This is a genomic window from Cysteiniphilum sp. GTC20157 (assembly GCF_055396795.1).
Window position 1 is genome coordinate 85,442 of record NZ_AP044699.1, and the last position, 19,932, is coordinate 105,373.

Here is a 19,932-nt window from a genome sequence, read left to right on the forward strand (position 1 = left end):
ATCTGTTGTCTTATTTCTTATATTTGCACGGTTTTAAAACCGACCTACACCACAATTGTGGTGTTTTCTTTAAATTTTTTTCATTTTTTTATGTTTTTGAATCTTAATTTCTTTCATGAATGTTTTTTGATCTTTCATTTTTATGAATGCATGTGTCTATATGTCTACATATCATTAATAAGTTTCATTTTTTCAATAATATCGTTTTCTACTGAATTTATGTTTTCTTCTGTCATTAACGCGTTAATGATAACGCGGATGTCAGGTGAGTAGCCTTGTATGTTGTTTTCAAGTATGTAAGTTTTGATTGTCTGCTTTGCTTTTTCTAAACTATCTTCATGGATTAATTTGTTCAGGAACATCCCGTAGGATGGCATAAAGTTGTATATGTCATTTATTTTTTTGATTCGTGATTTAATTTCTTCTTTATTTTTCTTAAAGTCTTCTGCGTTATTATCTAATTTTGTTTCGTCTCGTATTTCATTTGCGATTTTGACTAATTTTTTATAATTCTCATCGGTATAAATTGACTGTTGTTCGGTTGTCTTTTTCTCTATATAGTCGTTCATATTTTGTCCTTTATCGTGTTCTTTATTTTTTGATATGCTTTTTTCAAGTGTGACTTTTTCTACATACTATTTTTTTGCATACGTGTTTTTTATGTCTTATTTTTAATTTTCATTTGTCGATGTTTTAAAGATTAACAACAACTGTGACACAATCTACGTACAGAAGGTGTAAAGGAATGGATACATAGCTTGTTCATTCGATAGGGCTACATATAAGGAACGGACATATAACGAGTATATGTGGGGGAATCATTCTAGAAGCATAAACTGCTTTAGAATGGCTGATATACGATTAACTCTCTTTGCTGGCTATGCCGACTAGCGACACAAGATTATTCGGTAATAAACTAAAACCCTAGCAATCGTATTCATCAACGGACACCTTGCTATTTAGGAACCAACTTTTTGTGGCAACTAAGTAGTGTGGCATGACTCACCGGTGTACATGCGCGACAAAAGACATTTTTCAATGTTTCTGGCATTCCAGCCTTCATCAGTTCTGCTTTAAGTTATGGCGATAAATCGCTTTGTTTTTATGTTATGGAATTTTTACTGAGTCTGCAAGTACAAAATGGCTGTATTTTACGCTGCCATTCGCAAATATGAGGAATGCTAAAAGCGGTGACTAAATTATAGTCTGTTTGTCGAATTTAGGCCGCAGGCCCTTTCTGTCTATTCGGGTTGCTCTTGTTTAACTGCGCTCAATGCTTGTAAAACAAGGGAGCAGCTCATTGCTGCATAGCAACCCTCATTGACAGCAGGGCGGGGAAAATGAATCACTGATCTCATTGATCGTGATGGATGTTTTAAGAAACTTCGGGTCGTGCCTTCCCTGCGTCACTGTCCAAACAGTGACGCAGGGAAGGCTACGAAGCCAGTCATTATTTAAGGCTTTCCCAAGTGGATAAGCCTCAACAAATGACCACGAGCACAGCTCTAAATATAGCGATAATTCTCATTGAATTAATCGTTATAATTTTTGCCTTAATGGCAAAAAACAACTCATTGTTGTAGTTAAAAACTCAATATTAACAGAGCATTGGTTACATAATGATTTATTATGTATTATAAATAATTGGAGTTATTGCTAACGGAAAAATGATATGTTTGATAATGCACTTTATACTGCTGAACAGTCAAAAAAGATTGATCAATTTATTATAAATCACGTAAACATTAATGGACTTGACCTGATGTCAAAAGCGGCTTTTGCCTGTTTTTTTGAAATTCAAAAGGAATTATGCGATCGAATTACTGTAGTTTGTGGTATGGGTAATAATGCAGGTGATGGCCTAATGCTTGCAGCTATTTGCCACATGTCGGGCATAAAGGTTACTGTTTATCTTTGCAATTCAGTAGAACGATTAACCCCTGACAGTCGATATATGTTTGATCATGCTGAATCAATAGGCGTTGATATAAAACAAATTGAAAACATTGATGATTCCTTCATTGGTAGCTTATCAAGCTCTGATATTGTAGTTGACGCTATTTTTGGTACGGGTGTAAATCGAGATATTCATGGCGTATTTGAGATGGTGATAAACAGTATTAATCAGTACAGCAGAAACACACTAAGCGTAGATGTGCCTTCAGGCATTTGTGCCAATACAGGCAAAGTCTTTAATGTTGCGATATTAGCGCAAAAAACGGTGACTTTTATTTGTAAAAAAGTCGGCTTGTACACAGGTTATGCACCTAATTATACTGGTGTAAACGTGTTTGCTCCTCTAGTTGATTTTCCTGTTGAGATCGATGAGATTCCAGTTGCTGAGATGCTTGAGAAATCAGTTATAGCTAAATATTCATCATTACTTCCCAATAAACCAATCATTAATAAGAGCGATAAAGGTCATCTTGCTATTGTTGCAGGAGACAAGGGCATGTTTGGTGCAGCAGTTCTTGCTGGAATGGCCGCCTTAAAATCTGGGGCAGGGCGTGTCAGTGTTTTCACTCACCCTGATAATGATTGTAGCACCCTTAATTCTGTTCATCCTGAGATTATGTGCCATAAGCTACATTCAGCAACTGAGTTATTAAAGCAGCAAGATAAATTTAACGTAATTGCTATAGGTTGTGGCTTATCAGCCGGACTAGATTGGTCAGAGCAGATTATCCCTTCAATTCTTAATATTGATAAAACCATGATTATAGATGCTGGGGCTTTAGATTTTTTAAAGATAGGAGAAACAGCTTTTTCTTCATCAAAAATTATTACTCCACATGAGGGCGAGGCAGCAAGAATCTTGAATATCAATGCAAATTGCATTCGTAATGATCGTATTAAAGCGGTTAAAAACCTCGCTGAGACATTTAACTTATCGGTTTTATTAAAGGGCTGTGGTAGCCTAATTTATACGGAAAGCAAACTTCATTTAAGTCCCTATGGACATAATATATTGGCAACAGCTGGCTCTGGTGACTTACTAACAGGAATTATTGGCGGTCTAGCTGCCCAGCTCAATTCAATAGAGCATGCTTCTTTGTGTGCCCTATTGCTCCAAGGTCTTGCTGCTGAAAATTATGTGAAAAAATATGGTCATTATGGATTTACAGCTTCTATGTTGTTAGATGAGGTTATCTTGATAATGAATAATATATCATCTTATTATGATAGAGACTGAAATGCCTGCAACGCAAGTTCTCGTGAAATTTTTATATCAACAATTGGCAAAGGATAGCTTTTTCCCAAATTAATCTCTGCTTTCATTAAAATGTCTTTAGGCGCTTCCCATGGACTAAAAATATATTTATCAGGTAACTTTGCAATTTCAGGAATGAATTGTCTGATATAGTCTCCGTTAGGATCAAATTTTTGACCTTGAGTCACTGGGTTAAAGATACGAAAGTAGGGCGCTGCGTCAGTACCACATCCAGCTACCCATTGCCAGCTTGCAGCATTGTTAGCAAGGTCTGCATCTAAAAGCGTATCCCAGAACCAGCGCTCGCCATGATGCCAATGAATTCTTAAATTTTTCACAAGAAATGAGGCAACTATCATACGCACACGATTATGCATATAACCAGTCTGCCATAACTGACGCATACCAGCATCAACCATTGGAACGCCAGTTTGCCCCGCCTGCCATGCTTTAAGCCATGAAGTGTCATCAACCCATGGGAATGTATCAAATTTGGGCCTTAAATTTTTTTCAGGTATTTTGGGGTGATGATAAAGTAGGTGGTAGGAAAATTCACGCCAGCCTAACTGACTACAAAAAGTATCCGTATTTGTGTCATGCTCAATACTTTGTAGAGCATCCCATACCTGATGGGGCGATATTTCGCCAAAATGTAAATATGGTGATAGCTGTGAGGTATGATTTGCAGAAGGAATGTCTCTTCCATTTTTATACTTATTTAAACTATTGTTGATAAAGTTATCAAGAGATTCAAGAGCAGCTTTTTCACTGACATTCCAATGTGATTGAAATTTTTCAGCCCATGGAATTTGAGAAAGTAAACCAAGTGATTTAATACCATCAGTATATTGATCGTTGATTAATTGCAAATTATTCGGTGCTGGTAAAGGTTGTCTTGGCGATTCTGCCTGCAAGCATCCTTTACGATAAAAAGGGGTAAATACTTTATAGGGCAAACCTTCAGCATTTTTGATTTGCCATGGTTCCCATAATAAAAGGCTATTACTACTTTCTACTGTTATCTCATGGTTTTTTAAATCTTCTTTTATTTTGGTATCTCTGTATATCTGCCACGGCTCATAACATCTGTTCCAATAGATGGCGTCTACATCAAAACGCTTGATCAAGTCCTTCAATATATCAAGAGGGTCACCTCTGTAAACGGACAAATTATGATTAAGTGAATTATTAAGCGATATTAGTGATTGATATAGCCACCAGCAACTGGCACTTCCGGGTAAATATCTGCCAGCATTGACATCATCAAAAATATAAATTGGCAGTACACGACCATGGCTGAGTGCTTTTATCAAAGATGGGTTATCCGAGATACGTAAATCTTGACGAAACCAGTGAATTGAGATTTTATCTGACATGATTTAATACACTTAAGTAAAGCTGAAATTATATGTGAGTGAGAGTACAGTGGTAAAAATATAACGCTGACTAACCATCGGGCTATCATAAATCTGATCGGGTAATCGATTAAGTCTAGTCGCAACAAATAGATTCCAGCGTTTTGAAAAATTGATCAGCATGTTTACCCCTAGATATGGACTTAAAGCACCGTTTGTACTGTATTCAGGTAAACCTGATCGAGTGGCTTCTGATGCGCTAATACCATAAAAGTAGTTTGTGATTTGCTCACTGCTATAGGTAACACCTAATGATGGTGTGATAAAAAATAAGAATTTACTGCTGACAGGTAAAAAAAGCTTTTTACTATACTCAGCGCTTAACAGATAGCCATTGGTCTTTGTGGTGACATCAATATTCGCACCAAGGTTAATATCACCGTATGTGCTTTTGAAAGATTGGCTTAGACCGAGCATAAAAAGATAGTTTCTATTATCCAAGAGCCTTAGCTGAAGATCATTGCTTTTATCTGCTTTAAATACTTCAGGGTATAAAAACAACTGGATTTTACTAGCGGTGTTATTTGTATGGAAAAAACGATATGAGGCATAAGGTCCATTTAACGTCAGATCTTCACCTTTATAACTGATTACGGGTACAGGAAGTATCGTAGGGTCAGTATCTTTATATGGGTTGGGAGAAAAAATACCAGCAAATCCAATACCAAAAGGATATTGCACTGGACTAAATTTTTCGACAGTGTTGTCCTTATTTTCTGAATTCTCCTTGTCATTAGAAAGATCCTTTGATTGATTAGCTGATAGTATAATGGGTGTTGCTAAAATGATATAGAGTAGCTTTTTCATGTAACCTCTTAGTTAAAGAATTTTTTTGATAGAATCACCACATTTAGCAGTCGGTGTTGTCAGCACTAATTAGCTTACTCAAGTCGTAGCCCTGAGATAATGCAACTTTCTTCATTAAATTAAAAGATTTTTTGTCTACAGATTTAGTTCTACTGAGAAACCAAAGATATTCTCTTGATGGTTCTCCCACTACGGCATATTTATAATTAGACGAGACGTATAAAATCCAGTAATTACCAGTGAATGGCCAGAAAAATCTCACCTTGAGTTTGCTATTATCATCATGATTGACGCGCCATGCCTTTGCAGTTGATGTTTTAATAACGCCATTCTTATTGCACTGATTGGTGACAGATATATAGTCATTATCGATGATTTTATAGTCGGCCGTAGAGCATGCGCAACCTTTCTGGAAACTATTAGGCAGTCTAGCAATTTCATGCCATTTGCCCATATACTTATTCAACTCGACATTTTGTGCAACTCTCATCGGTTTATAATTTGCACATCCACTGACAAAAAGAAAAAACAATGCAGTCCATGGTTTATATGATTTTATCAAGGTATGACTTCCTGTATAAATGATTTTGATTATAACTTATTAGTTTATCGATATTATCATGATTTGAAATGCCTTTATTAATATAAAATTAGGATGCCAGATTATTATGCTGTTAATGAATTAGCTTACTTGGCATTGAATTTTGTTCCAAATCATAAATATGCTTCACTTTTTCGGAAGCTATTTGCAGATCAATCATTAAAGGACGATAACTTGGGTTTGATGTAGCCTTACTGACACAATTTTCATAAATATCAATCTTGCTCGTAATACTATCCTTTACGAGCTCATGATAAAGCTTGGATTTTTCAAGCAATTCATATGTTGTCAAACAGGTGCCAAAATTGATAGGTACTTTGTTTAAGTTAATGATGAATTCATAGCTTAGAATTTTTTGGTGTTGATCCTGTGCAATGCCGATACCACCGTCAGCATGGAATAGTTTTAATGTGCGCTTTAACAGTTTTTTAGCTTTTTCAAAATTTTGCTGATCTTCGGTTGTTTTAAAAACAATATCACTCATATCATTCATATGTCTATATTTACGTTAAGTTCTCAAGCTTTGTGCTAATATTGTGTCTGTAATGACTTAATTCAAGCATTAAGTAAGTTGAATAATGATAACTTCTTCTTTTTTGATAATGGGGTGCTATATGAATGCAATTATAATGATATTGATGTTTTTGCTTACAACGGCTGTGGCTTTTTGTCTTTTTGTATTGCAGGACAATGTGTATTCAAATCTAAGAGAATTAAAAATTCTGATTTCAATAGTGGTGAGTTTTCTCCCTGCTTATTTTATTATCTGTAAAATAAAGCAAATAATAAAATTAAAACAAATCAATCAGGAAGGTATTTAGTATGCTTGTTGTAACAACCAATGAAATCCCGAATAAAAAGATTATAGAAGTAAAAGGTGTGGCACATGGCATTATCGTGCGTACGCCAACGTGGACACAGGGATTTTTCGGTGGATTGAAAAAGATTATTGGTGGTAATAATCAAGCCTATGCAAATATGGCTAATCAAAGCCGTGAGGATGCCTATCAGAATATGATTGAGCACGCTCAATCACTTGGTGCGAATGCGATCGTTGCTTTTCGCTATGATACCTCAAGTATGGATGGCAATGGCGAAGCAATCAGCGAGGTATTTTGTTATGGCACAGCGGTGGTTATTGAGTAGGGTGGTTTGCCGTTATTATGTCATTTTACTGTCCTGATACTAAAACACATTGGACAACCTGTGTCTGCTTAACTGACCTGATGGCATTTTTCCCATCGTGTGAGCAGGTTGATTTTCCAGAATTGCGCGGATGTCCTGTGGCGGTGACGAATGGTGATAAAGGAACAACAATCATATCTTCAAGCTATGAAGCGCGCGATTATGGCATTAAAACCGGCATGAAAATGTCTGAAGCGCTAAAGCTTTGCCCGCAACTGATAAAGCGTCCATCAAGACCGGATCGCTATGCTGAAATTTCTGGCAATATCATGCGGGCACTGATGGATATTACACCAGATATTAGTGTTTACAGTATTGATGAATGTTACATTGATTTAATGCCTGTTTTAAAGCTCTATGGCTCGGTTAAAATTATTGCTGAGAAGATCAGAAAAACCGTGTTTGAAGCAAGTGGTGGCATTCGCTGTTCCATTGGTATTACTGAAGGTCAGCTAACAGCAAAATATTGCGCCAGGAATAAAGGTGAAACAAGCATTGTGACGCCTGATCAGATCAAGTCATATATTGGTAGGGCATCTATCGGTGATATATGTGGGATCGGTAAGAATATTGAGCGGTACTTAAATCAATATGGGGTATTGAAATGCGCTGATATTGAGAGGTTTCCGATGTCAATATTATCCAATAGATTTGGTGATATTGGACGCAGGTTATATTCGGTATGTCTAGGGCATGATCCTTTACCTGTAGATACAACAGACAAAGATCATAAATCCATGGGTCATGGCAAAGTTACTGCTGGTGAAAATGATCGCGATGTCATTCGTGGGATTATGCGCCAATTAGTTGAGCGGTTAACACGCAGGATGCGTCATCATAAAGTGGTAAGTGATTTATTTTTCATTGGGTTTAAAACAGCAAAAGGTTGGGTAGGGCATAAATATAAAGTTCAACCTGCAACAAACAGTACCAGCGTGATCTGGTCATATGTTCAAACCCATTTCAAAAGCTGGCATCATGAAGCGCTTTATCAGGTACAGATTACAGCATTATCATTGCAGTCCAGTGAAATCAGGCAGCTTGATTTATTTGAAGACCTTCTTGCCCCTGATCCAAAGGTTACCAAACATGATAAATTGGATGATGTTAAAGATTTAGTGAACGATAAATTTGGTAAGCATACCCTGCGAAGTGCCGCTGAGCTTTTGGCTGATAAAGCAAACATGGTGCCTGTTATAGCTTTTAACTTTGATGCTACGGGTAAGAAAAACAGTCTTTGATAGCAAAAATCAATTAAGTTTAAAAAAATAGAACAAAATAAAAAAATATCTCTTGATTTAAAACTAAAATAGAACATAATAGGCGATATGGAAATCAAATTAGTCAAAGGTGCAGGTGCTGATTATGCTTACTGATAAAGAACAGCAGGTGCTTGATGCAATAGACAAGTATCAACGTGAGAATAAATGCTCTCCAACCTTTGAAGATATTGCTGTTTTACTGGGACTAAAGTCAAAAAGTACAGCGCATTATCATATTAAAAGCCTGAAAGAAAAAGGATATATCCATATTCCGGAAGGTAGACGCAAATATATTGAAATCGTTAAAGGTGTTAATGATTTTAACATCCCATTAGTGGGTACTATTGCTGCGGGATTACCATTGGATGCTTATGAGGTGATAGAATCAGTTGATTTATCAGCGATGGTGAGTGCTAAAGATCGGTACTTGCTGAAAATATCTGGTGAGTCGATGAAAGACAGCGGCATTATGGATGGTGATTTGGTGCTTATCCAAAAACAGCAGCTTGCTCGTGATGGTCAGATCGTGGTTGCATTAGTGGATGAAAAAGAAGCGACTCTGAAAGAGTTCAGGATGCAAAACAGCACTTCAGTTGCTTTGATTCCACATAATGATGCGATGCAACCAATGGTTTATCCTGCCAACAGAGTGACCATACAAGGCGTTTATATTGGGTTGCGACTTGATCGCAATTACATTTGATGTGTGGTGGTGCGATGTATATCAGGGATGAAGAAATACAAAAGGTTTATTTTCCTAACCCTAAAGCATTGTTACCTGTGCTAAAAAGAGATGATAGCCTTGTTTATTTGCCGTGGGGCAGACGTGAAAAGCAAGCGGGTCAACTTCCATTAGGTGGTTGGGCGCAGTATGAAAGTTTAAAAAAAGGGGTCTGGGATAAATATTTTCCTAGGCACGTAAAAATTATGGTCAATGAGTTTATGGAGCGTGACAAAGCCACTGGTCAAACAAGCTGGTTCAGTGTTACAAAAGGTAGTTACATTCACGGGATTATTGCTCATTTGCAGGATGAAACGCGTTTATATGTGGTAACGATTCCAGCGCATGATAAAGACATTCATGACAGATGGCCGAGGATTATTGTAAACACAAGATAGAAAGTAAAATCATAGAAAATCAAGCAATAAATTTGAGAAAAATTTAAAGGTTTCAAAGCCAGATAGTTGCGTGATATTTTTATCACAACTCCCCTCCCTTCCCTTGCTCTATCTGGTTTTGAAGGCACATTTAGTGCTTTGAAAATCACGTGCTAAGATAGTGTGGTGTTAAACGAAAAGTGGAGAAAACAATGATGAACAGTCAGCGTATTTTGACATTTTTAAACGCTAATCCCAGTATATTTTACTGGCATATTAGTGAATTTGAAGCTATTGAGAATGGTGTGCAGGCAAATGCCAGCAACAACCATCGATTAAAGGTCATCTTTAAAATAGGTGAGGGCTTCCAGATAACACTCATGCATAAAGGTAAATTCAGAACAAAGATGGTGAAGTGCATTAAAAAAGTCACACCGTTTGATTTGCATGATGTCATTACCAATGTCTTAGCATTAATTCGTCAACCCAATGCTGCATGAGGTAATTGCTATGATGTACACAATAAATATTATGAAACTGCTGATGAGGAGGATTTATGCAGAACACTACTATTATCAACGCCGTCAAAAGCTTCGTGAACGGTTATACCAATGTATTTAAAAATAGGTTTGCCATGGAAGATAATCATAACTTTGAACAAGTGCTAGCTGGCACAGAAAAGAAAATGGAGGCGCAATTGATGCTAGATGCTGGTGTGCCTTTATCAATCATTGCCAAAACTCTGGATATGAAAATAAGTGATATTCTTGGAAGATAGGTTTAATGACGTTTTTTTCTGAAGTGCGTTGGCCACATGTTTGATACGGTATTAACCATCTGTTTTCGCTCACTTTCAGGTAGTTTTTCAAGTAATTTCAACCCTGTTCTTTCCTGAACTTCTTTGAGTGATACACGATATTTGGCAATATCTTTTTTATTTACTCTGGCATTAGGCATAATGAATGCGATGACTTTAGCACCTTGTATTTTCTCTGGTGCATAGATGACTTTGAAAAAGTAATCAGGGACTGCAACTTTATTGTTACCAATGGTTTTGTGGACTTTCCCCTTTTTAAATACTGGACCATCAATCACCCAAATTGATTTATAAAGATTGGCCCATGAACGAACATCTTTTTCAAGCTGCGCCCAGCCAATACGGTTAAGTTCTGGTTTTTGCGGACTCATGTTACTGAGTAAAAATGATTGTGAAGCACTTTTTGCATTGAAGTCCATTGCAGCATAAGGCGCAAGATGGCCTCTATCGTAGCCGCTTTTTTTGTAATCCGAAAGTTGTGACTGATAGCGAGGAGGGACGCCTGGATCTGGTCTGAAGTTATCATGTCGCTTGATAGTGCTGTCAACAGATTTACCTGTTAAATGATACGCAACCCAGACCGGTTGCTTAGTGGTATAGCTATAACCAACAATATAGCCATCACGGCACAAGTACTGATCTGTTTTCGCAATATCATAGGTATTGGTAGATGCAGGGATTCCATATTTCAAGAACCCCTGACATTTAATTTCAGTAGTTTGTGGTGTGGCTGACATTGCAAATGCATTGCCAGAAATAAGGGTTCCAATAAGTGCAAGTGAAGTTAAGAGTTTAGTGAACAAAAGTCTATTCTCCCATTAAATTGATTTAGCTAGATGACGACATATTAGAGTTAAATTATATCTTTCAGCTATATGCCGTATAGAAGTTTATGGTTTATCAGCAATGCTGCGGACAGTTACGACTGCTTTTGATTGGTTGCAGTGTTGCACTGGGAAGTCTGGTGATGCTTGCGGATAAAGGCGATCGCAATTTTGGTATATGACCACAGCAGGGCAAGACTACAGATGACTGCCACAATGTATCCTGTGGCTCGTCCAGCATCATCTGGGAAAATATGCATGGCATTAATTAATGCGCCAACGCCAGCCAGTATCAAGGCAAAAAGTATTACACTAATGATAAATGCAACGACACAACAAAGCGCAAGCTTAAAACTACATTTTGCAGGACAGCAGCGCATCATTTATTCACAGCATCTTTAAGTTTTTTGCCAGAACTGAATTTAATGGCATTAGATGCCTTGATCTTCATTTTTTCACCGGTTTTTGGATTACGACCCTCGCGTGCAGCTCTTTGTGATACACTGAATGAGCCATAGCCAACAAAATTTACACTGTCTCCATTTGCAAGTACATGTTCTAGTGACTGTAATACTGCATCAAGCGCTTTTGCTGAATCAGTCTTATTAAGACCTGATTTTTCACTGACCAGTGCGACAAACTCATCCTTTTTATATGATTTGGATTCTGCTTTTTTAGACATAACGATGTTTCTCCATTTTATTCAACCTCTGTCAAAGTAGTGATAAACTACAGTAAATGCAATGATTGTTACTGCATTTATTGTCTGTATAGCGTGAAATGATTTTTTTCAGGCAAAAAAAAGCCCATCCTACTGTTGTAGAATGGGCTTAAGTATTATTAGTATTCAGTAGGCAGCATCATCACAAATGTTGCTTTTTGATCTTTGGGATCATCATCTGTTGCCAGATATAAGCAAATGTCTTCCTCTGCGGTGAGATCAACCCAGTTATAAGTGGATTGATACAGAATACGATTATTTCCATCATCAATCGTCAAAACAGAGCGACCTGTTTTTTGAGAGAATGTCACTGAATAAAAATAATCATTTTTCTTTTTACGTGCCTCAGACAGGAAAATTGCTGCATCCTGAATTAACCAGAAGCAGTTTAATTTTTCTGCCAGATCTTTTACGCCTGGGGTGATAATCGTGTTATTAAAAATTCGATAACGAACAAGATCACCCATATGACAGCGTAACTGTATCTTGACATCTTTGTTATAGATATTATTAGAAGTTGAGCAGGATTTATCTTCAGATTGTATCATCTGTGCTTCAGATTCCTGAGTCATATCTTCTTTATTAATCAACTTTCTGGCGATAGCCGTTTCCATGTTATCCGCATCTTGATTTAGTGCTTCTAAACCACAGTTGGGCATCTCACCAGAGGTTGATTGTGTGACCTTGATTTTCTTTGCCATTAGCTCTAGACAGGATTGCTGTGCGGTGCCCTTGTAACAGATGAAAAAGATCTCAACTGGAACGGTTTGCCCAATACGCCATGATCGACGCATTGCCTGCATAGCTGTATAGACGTTATAACCAACCTGCATAAAGACGATGCTTGGAAAATCCAACAGGTCAAGACCTGTCTCGACTAGCTTAGGATTGGTAATAAGCACATCTATACCTCGATCAACCTTATCCATCACCCAGTCTTCACGTTTTTGTGTGCTGACAGATGAGTTGAGGATTTCAGCTTTAATACCTTCACGCGTTAAAAATTCTTTTAAGCGTTGGCGGGTATCTCGCTTATCGGTTAATGTGCTGTAGACTAGAACACGTCTGTTTTGTGATTTCTGCTTTACGCATAAATCAATCAGAGCCTGCTCTTTAACAGATGGTTCATCACCTATCAAAGCATCAGCTTCGGCAATGATATTACCTGTTCTTGGATGGCAGACGGTCATAGGCATAAATGCGCTATCACTGTATGACATTAATGCGCTTAGCACTGTACCAAGAAGCGTTCGATCTCCTTTAGCTAATGCTTGCTCCATCTCACTTCTGAGTTTTGATGAAAGATCTGCATACGTGTCGTTTAACTCATCTTCCATATCAAGCATGATGGGATCATGCTCAGTATATGGAACCAGTGCATCTGCATCGATATCTTCAAGTCTGACAAAGACCGTGTAAGGCAGGAGATAACGGGCAACACCTTTAACTGAAAATCCAGGCGCAGGTGTTGCGCTGACGTTTCTATTTCTACCACGAGCAGTTTTGAAATTTTCCGCTTCCTTTTCGCTATAGCTGAATTTCAAGATGCCATAGGTTTCAAGAAAGCTTTGAACAGAACTGCTCAGTGACCCATGATCACTGTAGCAGTAACCATCATTATTCATCACAGATGGCATTGATCGATGCAAAAGGTAAAATAGATCACTTGCATAGCCACCCATTAATGTGCCCGTCAGTAATAATACTTTCTGGCACTGAGAGGCAACAACTCCCATCGCTTGACCCTGTGCACTTCCTCCGTTCTTATATTCATGCGCTTCGTCACACATTAAAAGCCCAAAATAGTTGCGAGGAAAGTAGCGTTTGATAAACTCGCTGACCTGAAAATTGACGTTGCTTAAAGCAAATTCATTTTTCATAATTGCCTTTTCAAGTCGTCTGGCTTCATTGTCATTAAAAACAAATTCACCTTGTTCATCGATCAGATTAATCATTTGATAAAGATTATCTTCCAGTGAGTTTAACAGAAGGTCTTCGCCAAAAGAATTTAATAGATTAGTTGCCTTAACTTTGCCAATGGTTGGTAACTGACAGAGTGATTTACGCAGTTTATCATAATTTGATTCTTCAGCTTTTTTTTCAATGCCATACTGCCATAGCTTATTATTACAGTAATAACATGTGTGCTGCTTTTGTGGTAAATCCCGTATATCATGAAAATAACTGTCACCATGTTTAACCGGTTCACCACAATCGCCACAACACAGTACATCAGAATCAAGTGACTCATTTGTGCTTTGCTCAACAACAGCCAGCTTACGTCTAGCAAATGCATGTTGCCAGTTACCACCCATGCGTAATCGCACACGACCTACTATGAAAAAAGCAGGGCGATGACGACCATAACGCGTAAGGTGTTCACGGATCTTATTTAAAGTACGGATGGAGCCTGAGCCATTAAGAATAATTACATCGACATCATCAATGGTATTCTCAATTTCTCGTTTCCATTTATATACCAAGTGTGGCGGGCAAAGGATTAGGGTTCTCTTATATCCTTGATGGTGCATTAAATTTGCAATGCAAATGCCCATCATCGTTTTACCTGTGCCCATCTCACCATTTAAAATGCCCATCCGCTTTTTACTGTCTATAAAAAGTTTCATCAATGCCTGAACTGCATTTTTCTGAGCTTCAAAAGGTGTGCGTTTTAATTGTGACATTAACTCATGATAATAAGGGTTGTTATCACTGCTATCTTTATACAATGGTGTCACCTGAGCTTTTACCTGTTCAACCAATGAAGATTTGAACTCATTTAAAAAGCTTGCCAGTGATATTTTTTGTAACCCTTGATCGGTTTCATCGTCAGATAAATCAATGGCATTATCTATATTATCTATACTTACATTTTCCATATAATTATTCCTCTGGTTTGTTTTTATATTTTCTATTTTGAATTTAAACCTAGAGGAACAATCCCTAAAGGAATTGCTTCCTCTAGGGATGAAAAAGATGAAAAAGTACCGTTATGCTGGGATAACTAGCTGCTCTGTTTTTAGCATTTCTACTACAACAGGGTTAAGTGCCAGTATATCCAACGTAATGGTGTAGCTTTTAAGTTTTGTTCTGTCTGAAGATGAAAACACCTGATTTTGCATGATCTTTCCTTCTTCAAACAAATGTGTGATCAGTTGCATTTTCCATTCATCAAGTAATGGCGTAACTGTCATGGTCTTTATTCGCTGCCATAACAAGTCATGGGTGCTTTCACCTTCACGTACTAAAACATGCGCATTAATTGCACCTTCACTGAAATGAACATCACGCTCATACATTTGGCAATGAATAAAGTGCGCAAATGTAGGGTTATTGATTTTCATTTTCTTACAGTGAAGTCGTTTCCTGTCAGGAAAATCAACATGAAACAAAGTGCTATGACCATAGCAGCGTATGCGTTTAAGGTTATTATTTTCAATCGCAGCAAGTATTCGAGCAATAGAGCTTTCACCGCCATAAATGGAAGCAAAGATAAGCTCATGATGCTCGTTAATGACAGCGCAATCCATAAAAACCTGTGTGTATTCTTCGATTTCAAACATAACAGCTCCTTTAATTGATTTGGTATAACTGACCAAAGTTCTCACTACCATGGGTAACATCGATACCAATAATCATCGGTACAAACTTTTCAGTCTGTTGATATTTACTGATATCTCCATTAACGGTAACGGTTGCTTCAGGCAGTTTTTTCTTAACGGTCCCCTTAACGATCATGCGTCGGTTTTCAGACTCAACCAGACCTGAAATCATGCCTGATATGATTGCCTGAGCCGTATGCCAGTCGGAAAGGGGCATTAAAGGATTTGGGTAAGTGTTTTCAATTTCAGTAAAATCGCGCTTAAAACTATCCCACAGTGTGGAGACACCTCTAGCGTTGATTACATCACTGACACTTCCAACAGTTAGGTTTGTGCTGTTCAGAATGAACGGTTTATTGATCGAAGGAATGCTATAAAGATCTGGAGGTGATTGGTAGTAATGATTATCTTCAATTGCCTTGACCATTTCTTTTGCACGCTCATTGATGTTATTAGCCTGCGACATTTTAATTTTTCGGCCAATAATAATCACCTGTTTGAATGCCTGTTCTGGAGAAAGACCGTAACTAACATCATCACAATGCGAGCAAAGATATTGTGCTAGCTTATAATCTAATGCCTGAACAGGTATGACGAGCACTAATAATCCATCAAGCATTAACGAATGAATATACTTTTTAATAAAAGCATATTCCAAACGCTCACTGATAGACGATTGCCCATACGGTGGATTCAAAAAAAGCACGGATGCATTGGCTCGGGAGTATTTCACCTGGTTTAATGCATCGGCATGAATACAATGATCAATAATAGCTTGTGACTTTTGGAATCGCTCGTCATCTAACTCAACGCCAAAGGTCTTACCATAATGGCAAAGTTCGCGTTTGAGATTTTGTAAAGCAATCCCTTCTCCACAGCATGGAACAAAAATCACTGTATTTGGATCATCATTGTGCTCAATAGTGCCTATAATCGTATTGAGTGTATATCCATCAGTAGGATAGTAGCCCATCTTTTCAAAGTTATGAGAAATAGCAGGGTGTATAAGACTCATACTTTTTCTCCTTCACCCTCAAGATGCCATTCTTGTGTTGTACGATCAAACTGTGCACCTTTTGACTTTAAAAAGTCGATGATTTCACGTTGTTTTTCACGATTCAGTGAGGCATCTATTTTGTAAGGGCTACTCAAGAGCTGATAAGGCTTCCCAAAAAGAGTTAATTCTTGAGGAGTCACATCATCAGCAGGATTATCCCTTAACTGCTCATTTGATAAAGATTCTTCAGCAATATCATAATCACTACTATCATTAGATTGAAGCGTAGTAAGTTGATCTGTTGATTCCTCATCTAAGCTTTGCAATGAAGGTTCCTCAGTCACTGTGATTGACTTAGGAGCATCCCCATTATCATGTGCCTTGTTTGCTGGTTGCTTATCAGTTATCACTGTCTGGTTATCTAATTTACTTTCTTTAGCTGATGATGAGGCTGATTTCTCAGCTCTATCATTAGAGTCAAACTTTTTAAGATAAACAGCGGTGATTTTAGCTTCCATAATTGGAATCTGAATAACTGACTGATAGCCATCAACGCTGACCGGTTTTTCAATCTGCGATGGTTTGATATGCTCAACGTCGAAAACACCGAAAATATCCTGATCACCTTTGCGTGATACAAAAAATTGTCCGATTTCAGTCGTTAAGATATTGCTTTTAAGTGTACCTTTTAATAACATAGTTTTTATCCTTTTGGGTTAGTTTTAATTAACCTAAATCAGATAAAATACTCCCATGCCTCGGGAGTATTTCATCCCGAATCAGGGTTTGCTATTCATGCGGTTTACATGATTTTTAATGATGACTTCATGTAGTTGTGTTTCTCAGGGTTGTTTATTCCTCTTTCAATGGGATTAAACATCATATCGCTCTGAATATCAGTGCTGTAACAATAGCAAAAAGCTATCCCCTGTGATGCCAGTCCATTTAAGAAAACAAGACCATCACCATTAAACAACTGACTAAATTGATTAAATTTAGCATGAAGCTCATCAGGTGTTAGCACTACTTTGTAGATGATATGATAAGTGCGTTGATAATCTGTTAGGGATCTAACATTAATTCTCACGTAAATTAAGGGCTCATCTTCAAATTCAACAGAATCTTTAATAAACTCAAGATATTCACGATCACCAACACTATATTCTTCGACAAGCAGGGCTTTGCCGTTGTCTCTGAGATGTTCAATGAAATCTTTTTGATTACTCTCAGGGTGTTGAGTCAGATAATTGCTGAGGCCATCATTATAAAAAGCCTCACCGTTTGGGATATCATACTCAACACGTTCATATTCTTTGTAGGCAACATCAAATTTAACAATCATTTTATTTATTACTCCTTTTGTTATGTGATATCAAGAGCAATATTCCATCAGGAACATTGCCCCTGATGGGTTTGATTATTAATTATATATGTTATAAAAAGTTCTTTAATTGATCCTCTAACTTTTGAAGTTGACTACTATATTGTATGGATTTAGTAGACATATGTTTTAGTCTTGAATATGCCCTCATGCCATAACCCCAGGGGATCTTACTGAACTTTTCAGCTTCTTCGATTCTAGTGCGTTCCAATTGATCTTCTTTACGTGCTATGGCACGCTTTAAACTATCAATATTTTTATATGTTCTCATGTTTTGTCTCCTTTTTATTAAAGAGAGGCAAACAAATCCTTACGAGAGGCAGCTTGCCTCTCGTAGAGGGGTTGATTAATTAAAAAATTCGTTTGCGACAGTTTTACTGTCTATGGCATCTTCAATCAAACAGAGTTCTTTGTGAAGAAAGCTCTGTCTAACTGAATCATTTGACTGCATAAACTCAATTTCTAATTTTTGATACTCTTCTTCTAAATCATCAATGGAAAAATAATCTTCATAGTGATTTTTCATTATATTCTCCTTGAGTTTGAATTGAGTAGATTGGCTTTGCTGCGCTTTATTCTTTCATAATGTGCCATAATTTTTTCTTGATCTTTTGCATCAAAAGCAAGGATCATTCTGGCGCAGTTTAATAAAACGGTAGCGCGTCCATTATCAGAAGCGTATCGACTTATTTTATTTGTATCTTTCCGCATGAATTTCTTCATGTGTAAACGGCTAAATGCAAACATATACATCGTCGCTTTAAAGTTACCGTAGCGATATCTGTAATAGAGTATGTTTACATAACCACATATTTTAATCGTTTGGTTTATAGACGATTTCAATAAGGATAAAATAACCCATAGTAAAAATACGGCTATAAAAACGACAACTAGAAAAATTAAAATCAATCCTGAAATTGAAATAATATTCTGAGCCATACTACTGGTGATTAACATGATACAACTCCTATTAGCTATGCATGTCAATGAACACAATATAGCTTGATTCTGGATTGCCATCACAACGAAAATCGGTGATGCCAAATTCATCATACTGATATTCAAAGTAATTTTGCATGCTCTTGATTTCATATGGCTTGTGTTTAAATTTAAAAGCCTCATGCATATGTCGAGCATATTTCTCAAGCTTGTAATAGTCCAATTCAGTCAGGTGGGAGCCACCTGATTTGAATTGTAGTGCTATATCCAAGTAAGGCACGGATTGTATGTCTGAATTGATAGCTTCTTCAATTGATTTAATGGTGTTGTATTGTGATTCCACTATATTGTTGAAGCGGCTATCGTCATCAGTCAAAAAGATACTCTGATCATGAATAGACATAGCTGCAAAAACTGAGCGCCAATTATTTTCATTGCCCCAGTCTAGAATCTCAGATTCAATTGAACAAATGGCATTTTCATGGCTATCAGCGTTTGTAACGATAAAATGTAAATTATGCATGATATTCCTCTCTCATTAGTTATTAGCAGAGAGGATACCCCAGGGAGTATACTCCCTGCTGGGTGTTGTTATAATTGATCTTTAAGTATTTTTAGTCTCATATTCCAAGACACATTGTCATACTCTTTAATCATGTTCAGAGCTGCCAGTATTATTTGATTGATAATAAAAAGCGCCTTAGCTTTTCGCTCATCTGAGACAATCTCTTCAAAATAACCTAATTGAAAATAGTATATGTCGCATATGGCAATGATTTGCATAGGTTTTAAAAACGCAAAACCATCCTCAAAGGCATATTTGAATTTATGTGTAATGATATCATCTGGAAAACAATAGTGCCTATTTAAAACAGCTAGATTTTCATCCACAAGCATTTGACCAAGTGCATCATATGCATCTAGATCACGTGTAATATCTCCATATTCGGGTTCTGTGTAGCCATCAGCTACTCCAAATACTTCGATTGCGTAATATACTAAAGCACTGATGTGTAAGTCAGGTACAACTATAGTTGACATGATGTCTTCCTCTCATTTTGAGATATATTGA

At 37.2% G+C, this 19,932-nt stretch carries 25 protein-coding genes; 7 read left to right on the forward strand and 18 right to left on the reverse strand.

Features of this window, described 5'->3' with window-relative positions; all coding sequences use genetic code 11:
* Positions 1 to 164 precede the first annotated feature (164 nt).
* The gene (locus tag ACZ5V8_RS11780) at positions 165 to 569 is read right to left on the reverse strand and encodes a hypothetical protein (protein WP_464218750.1); all 405 of its coding nucleotides are present in this window, start codon (positions 567 to 569) and stop codon (positions 165 to 167) included.
* Between the two features lie 1,103 nt (positions 570 to 1,672).
* Between ACZ5V8_RS11780 and ACZ5V8_RS11785 the strand changes: the two genes are divergently transcribed.
* Positions 1,673 to 3,193, forward strand: a complete 1,521-nt coding sequence (locus ACZ5V8_RS11785) for an NAD(P)H-hydrate dehydratase (RefSeq protein ID WP_464218751.1) — start codon at positions 1,673 to 1,675, stop codon at positions 3,191 to 3,193.
* On the opposite strand, the gene ACZ5V8_RS11790 is transcribed toward ACZ5V8_RS11785, so the two are convergent.
* From ACZ5V8_RS11790 to ACZ5V8_RS11805, 4 genes are all read right to left on the reverse strand, one after another.
* Positions 3,178 to 4,587: a cryptochrome/photolyase family protein gene (locus ACZ5V8_RS11790; RefSeq protein ID WP_464218752.1), complete on the reverse strand. Its 1,410-nt coding sequence runs from the start codon at positions 4,585 to 4,587 to the stop codon at positions 3,178 to 3,180. The genes ACZ5V8_RS11785 and ACZ5V8_RS11790 overlap by 16 nt on opposite strands.
* Before the next feature lie 12 nt (positions 4,588 to 4,599).
* Positions 4,600 to 5,433, reverse strand: coding sequence for a MipA/OmpV family protein (locus ACZ5V8_RS11795; protein ID WP_464218753.1), 834 nt, complete (start codon positions 5,431 to 5,433; stop codon positions 4,600 to 4,602).
* Positions 5,434 to 5,476: 43 nt separating this feature from the next.
* Positions 5,477 to 5,923: a lipocalin family protein gene (locus ACZ5V8_RS11800; RefSeq protein ID WP_464218754.1), complete on the reverse strand. Its 447-nt coding sequence runs from the start codon at positions 5,921 to 5,923 to the stop codon at positions 5,477 to 5,479.
* Positions 5,924 to 6,107: 184 nt separating this feature from the next.
* Complete coding sequence (locus tag ACZ5V8_RS11805; protein WP_464218755.1) at positions 6,108 to 6,518, reverse strand: hypothetical protein; 411 nt, start codon at positions 6,516 to 6,518, stop codon at positions 6,108 to 6,110.
* A gap of 338 nt (positions 6,519 to 6,856) precedes the next feature.
* Between ACZ5V8_RS11805 and ACZ5V8_RS11810 the strand changes: the two genes are divergently transcribed.
* From ACZ5V8_RS11810 to ACZ5V8_RS11835, 6 genes are all read left to right on the forward strand, one after another.
* A complete protein-coding gene (locus ACZ5V8_RS11810; RefSeq protein WP_464218756.1) occupies positions 6,857 to 7,180 on the forward strand; it encodes a YbjQ family protein in 324 nt (107 codons plus the stop codon).
* A 17-nt stretch (positions 7,181 to 7,197) separates the two neighbouring features.
* The gene (locus tag ACZ5V8_RS11815) at positions 7,198 to 8,460 is read left to right on the forward strand and encodes a DNA polymerase Y family protein (protein ID WP_464218757.1); all 1,263 of its coding nucleotides are present in this window, start codon (positions 7,198 to 7,200) and stop codon (positions 8,458 to 8,460) included.
* A gap of 124 nt (positions 8,461 to 8,584) precedes the next feature.
* Entirely contained in the window at positions 8,585 to 9,184 is a 600-nt protein-coding gene (lexA, locus tag ACZ5V8_RS11820; protein WP_464218758.1) for a transcriptional repressor LexA, read from the forward strand.
* Between the two features lie 14 nt (positions 9,185 to 9,198).
* Complete coding sequence (locus ACZ5V8_RS11825) at positions 9,199 to 9,600, forward strand: hypothetical protein (protein ID WP_464218759.1); 402 nt, start codon at positions 9,199 to 9,201, stop codon at positions 9,598 to 9,600.
* A 191-nt stretch (positions 9,601 to 9,791) separates the two neighbouring features.
* Entirely contained in the window at positions 9,792 to 10,079 is a 288-nt protein-coding gene (locus ACZ5V8_RS11830) for a hypothetical protein (protein ID WP_464218760.1), read from the forward strand.
* 56 nt (positions 10,080 to 10,135) lie between these two features.
* Positions 10,136 to 10,357: a hypothetical protein gene (locus ACZ5V8_RS11835; protein ID WP_192485208.1), complete on the forward strand. Its 222-nt coding sequence runs from the start codon at positions 10,136 to 10,138 to the stop codon at positions 10,355 to 10,357.
* 2 nt (positions 10,358 to 10,359) lie between these two features.
* Here the strand turns inward: ACZ5V8_RS11835 and ACZ5V8_RS11840 are convergent, their stop codons facing one another.
* From ACZ5V8_RS11840 to ACZ5V8_RS11900, 13 genes are all read right to left on the reverse strand, one after another.
* On the reverse strand, positions 10,360 to 11,199 hold the full coding sequence (locus ACZ5V8_RS11840; RefSeq protein WP_464218761.1) for a DNA/RNA non-specific endonuclease: 840 nt from the start codon (positions 11,197 to 11,199) through the stop codon (positions 10,360 to 10,362).
* Positions 11,200 to 11,315: 116 nt separating this feature from the next.
* Complete coding sequence (locus ACZ5V8_RS11845) at positions 11,316 to 11,603, reverse strand: hypothetical protein (protein ID WP_464218762.1); 288 nt, start codon at positions 11,601 to 11,603, stop codon at positions 11,316 to 11,318.
* A complete protein-coding gene (locus ACZ5V8_RS11850) occupies positions 11,600 to 11,902 on the reverse strand; it encodes an HU family DNA-binding protein (protein ID WP_117002135.1) in 303 nt (100 codons plus the stop codon). The genes ACZ5V8_RS11845 and ACZ5V8_RS11850 overlap by 4 nt, the downstream gene beginning before the upstream one ends.
* A gap of 158 nt (positions 11,903 to 12,060) precedes the next feature.
* The gene (locus ACZ5V8_RS11855; RefSeq protein WP_464218763.1) at positions 12,061 to 14,820 is read right to left on the reverse strand and encodes a DUF6876 family protein; all 2,760 of its coding nucleotides are present in this window, start codon (positions 14,818 to 14,820) and stop codon (positions 12,061 to 12,063) included.
* Positions 14,821 to 14,931: 111 nt separating this feature from the next.
* Positions 14,932 to 15,504, reverse strand: a complete 573-nt coding sequence (locus tag ACZ5V8_RS11860) for a hypothetical protein (protein ID WP_464218764.1) — start codon at positions 15,502 to 15,504, stop codon at positions 14,932 to 14,934.
* Between the two features lie 10 nt (positions 15,505 to 15,514).
* Positions 15,515 to 16,558, reverse strand: coding sequence for a DUF6094 domain-containing protein (locus tag ACZ5V8_RS11865; RefSeq protein ID WP_464218765.1), 1,044 nt, complete (start codon positions 16,556 to 16,558; stop codon positions 15,515 to 15,517).
* The gene (locus ACZ5V8_RS11870; RefSeq protein WP_464218766.1) at positions 16,555 to 17,238 is read right to left on the reverse strand and encodes a hypothetical protein; all 684 of its coding nucleotides are present in this window, start codon (positions 17,236 to 17,238) and stop codon (positions 16,555 to 16,557) included. The genes ACZ5V8_RS11865 and ACZ5V8_RS11870 overlap by 4 nt, the downstream gene beginning before the upstream one ends.
* Positions 17,239 to 17,342: 104 nt before the next feature.
* Positions 17,343 to 17,882, reverse strand: a complete 540-nt coding sequence (locus ACZ5V8_RS11875; RefSeq protein WP_464218767.1) for a hypothetical protein — start codon at positions 17,880 to 17,882, stop codon at positions 17,343 to 17,345.
* Positions 17,883 to 17,973: 91 nt separating this feature from the next.
* Positions 17,974 to 18,192, reverse strand: a complete 219-nt coding sequence (locus tag ACZ5V8_RS11880) for a hypothetical protein (RefSeq protein WP_464218768.1) — start codon at positions 18,190 to 18,192, stop codon at positions 17,974 to 17,976.
* Between the two features lie 75 nt (positions 18,193 to 18,267).
* Positions 18,268 to 18,447, reverse strand: a complete 180-nt coding sequence (locus tag ACZ5V8_RS11885) for a hypothetical protein (RefSeq protein ID WP_464218769.1) — start codon at positions 18,445 to 18,447, stop codon at positions 18,268 to 18,270.
* Positions 18,447 to 18,878, reverse strand: coding sequence for a hypothetical protein (locus tag ACZ5V8_RS11890; protein ID WP_464218770.1), 432 nt, complete (start codon positions 18,876 to 18,878; stop codon positions 18,447 to 18,449). The genes ACZ5V8_RS11885 and ACZ5V8_RS11890 overlap by 1 nt, the downstream gene beginning before the upstream one ends.
* Before the next feature lie 13 nt (positions 18,879 to 18,891).
* Positions 18,892 to 19,383 carry a hypothetical protein gene (locus tag ACZ5V8_RS11895; protein WP_464218771.1) on the reverse strand — a complete coding sequence of 164 codons (492 nt, stop codon included), beginning with the start codon at positions 19,381 to 19,383 and terminating at the stop codon, positions 18,892 to 18,894.
* Between the two features lie 68 nt (positions 19,384 to 19,451).
* Positions 19,452 to 19,901: a hypothetical protein gene (locus ACZ5V8_RS11900; protein ID WP_464218772.1), complete on the reverse strand. Its 450-nt coding sequence runs from the start codon at positions 19,899 to 19,901 to the stop codon at positions 19,452 to 19,454.
* Positions 19,902 to 19,932: the final 31 nt, after the last annotated feature.

Coding starts and splice junctions, on each gene's coding strand:
- ACZ5V8_RS11845 (WP_464218762.1), bottom strand. CDS start 11,603: ATGATGCGCTGCTGTCCTGCAAAATGTAGTTTTAAGCTTGCGCTTTGT.
- ACZ5V8_RS11890 (WP_464218770.1), bottom strand. CDS start 18,878: ATGTTAATCACCAGTAGTATGGCTCAGAATATTATTTCAATTTCAGGA.
- ACZ5V8_RS11860 (WP_464218764.1), bottom strand. CDS start 15,504: ATGTTTGAAATCGAAGAATACACACAGGTTTTTATGGATTGCGCTGTC.
- lexA (WP_464218758.1), top strand. CDS start 8,585: ATGCTTACTGATAAAGAACAGCAGGTGCTTGATGCAATAGACAAGTAT.
- ACZ5V8_RS11815 (WP_464218757.1), top strand. CDS start 7,198: ATGTCATTTTACTGTCCTGATACTAAAACACATTGGACAACCTGTGTC.
- ACZ5V8_RS11880 (WP_464218768.1), bottom strand. CDS start 18,192: ATGAGAACATATAAAAATATTGATAGTTTAAAGCGTGCCATAGCACGT.
- ACZ5V8_RS11865 (WP_464218765.1), bottom strand. CDS start 16,558: ATGAGTCTTATACACCCTGCTATTTCTCATAACTTTGAAAAGATGGGC.
- ACZ5V8_RS11790 (WP_464218752.1), bottom strand. CDS start 4,587: ATGTCAGATAAAATCTCAATTCACTGGTTTCGTCAAGATTTACGTATC.
- ACZ5V8_RS11780 (WP_464218750.1), bottom strand. CDS start 569: ATGAACGACTATATAGAGAAAAAGACAACCGAACAACAGTCAATTTAT.
- ACZ5V8_RS11875 (WP_464218767.1), bottom strand. CDS start 17,882: ATGATTGTTAAATTTGATGTTGCCTACAAAGAATATGAACGTGTTGAG.
- ACZ5V8_RS11900 (WP_464218772.1), bottom strand. CDS start 19,901: ATGTCAACTATAGTTGTACCTGACTTACACATCAGTGCTTTAGTATAT.
- ACZ5V8_RS11855 (WP_464218763.1), bottom strand. CDS start 14,820: ATGGAAAATGTAAGTATAGATAATATAGATAATGCCATTGATTTATCT.
- ACZ5V8_RS11810 (WP_464218756.1), top strand. CDS start 6,857: ATGCTTGTTGTAACAACCAATGAAATCCCGAATAAAAAGATTATAGAA.
- ACZ5V8_RS11785 (WP_464218751.1), top strand. CDS start 1,673: ATGTTTGATAATGCACTTTATACTGCTGAACAGTCAAAAAAGATTGAT.
- ACZ5V8_RS11830 (WP_464218760.1), top strand. CDS start 9,792: ATGATGAACAGTCAGCGTATTTTGACATTTTTAAACGCTAATCCCAGT.
- ACZ5V8_RS11895 (WP_464218771.1), bottom strand. CDS start 19,383: ATGCATAATTTACATTTTATCGTTACAAACGCTGATAGCCATGAAAAT.
- ACZ5V8_RS11800 (WP_464218754.1), bottom strand. CDS start 5,923: ATGAGAGTTGCACAAAATGTCGAGTTGAATAAGTATATGGGCAAATGG.
- ACZ5V8_RS11805 (WP_464218755.1), bottom strand. CDS start 6,518: ATGAGTGATATTGTTTTTAAAACAACCGAAGATCAGCAAAATTTTGAA.
- ACZ5V8_RS11825 (WP_464218759.1), top strand. CDS start 9,199: ATGTATATCAGGGATGAAGAAATACAAAAGGTTTATTTTCCTAACCCT.
- ACZ5V8_RS11870 (WP_464218766.1), bottom strand. CDS start 17,238: ATGTTATTAAAAGGTACACTTAAAAGCAATATCTTAACGACTGAAATC.
- ACZ5V8_RS11835 (WP_192485208.1), top strand. CDS start 10,136: ATGCAGAACACTACTATTATCAACGCCGTCAAAAGCTTCGTGAACGGT.
- ACZ5V8_RS11795 (WP_464218753.1), bottom strand. CDS start 5,433: ATGAAAAAGCTACTCTATATCATTTTAGCAACACCCATTATACTATCA.
- ACZ5V8_RS11885 (WP_464218769.1), bottom strand. CDS start 18,447: ATGAAAAATCACTATGAAGATTATTTTTCCATTGATGATTTAGAAGAA.
- ACZ5V8_RS11850 (WP_117002135.1), bottom strand. CDS start 11,902: ATGTCTAAAAAAGCAGAATCCAAATCATATAAAAAGGATGAGTTTGTC.